Below are 550 nucleotides of genomic sequence, written 5' to 3'. Positions count from 1 at the left end.
ATACTGCAACGCAATTCACTCATCACACCCCGCGATCGGCGGCGAGCGGCGCCAACCTGGCGGCGCTTCGAACGCTACGCTCCCAACGATCTGTGGCAGATCGACGGCACCCAGGTCGAGCTTGACGACAGCTCAAAAGCCTGGATCATCGACATCCTCGACGACCACGCGCGCTTCGCCATCGGCGCCACTGCGGCACGTCGGTTCACCGCCACCGCGGCATGGCGGGCCATGGAGATCGCCATCGGCGAGCACGGCGCCCCACGCCAACTCATCAGCGACAACGGCACCCAGTTCATCGCCCGCGACGGCCATCAGCCTGTGCACTTCCAGCAGCGATTAGCCGCGATGGGCATCCGACAACTCAGCTCAAGACCCGCCCACCCGCAGACCTGCGGCAAGCTCGAGCGCTACCACCGCACCTTCAAAGACTTTTACGCCGACCACGGGCCTGCAGCGACGATCGAGGAGCTCCAAGCGCTGTGTGACCAATTCCGTTGGCACTACAACCATCAACGGCCCCACCAGGCTATCGACGACCAGCTTCCCG

General features: G+C 64.4%; 1 protein-coding gene. It reads left to right on the top strand.

Features of this window, described 5'->3' with window-relative positions; translation table 11 throughout:
• Window positions 1-550 (top strand): DDE-type integrase/transposase/recombinase (locus ACZY1I_RS32185; protein WP_463761707.1); only part of this gene is annotated, 550 nt, incomplete at both ends.

It is taken from the genome of Mycobacterium sp. IDUB_37 (assembly GCF_055419245.1).
The sequence above is the reverse complement of the archived record's forward strand: the minus strand, read 5'-3'. Positions and strand labels throughout refer to the sequence as shown.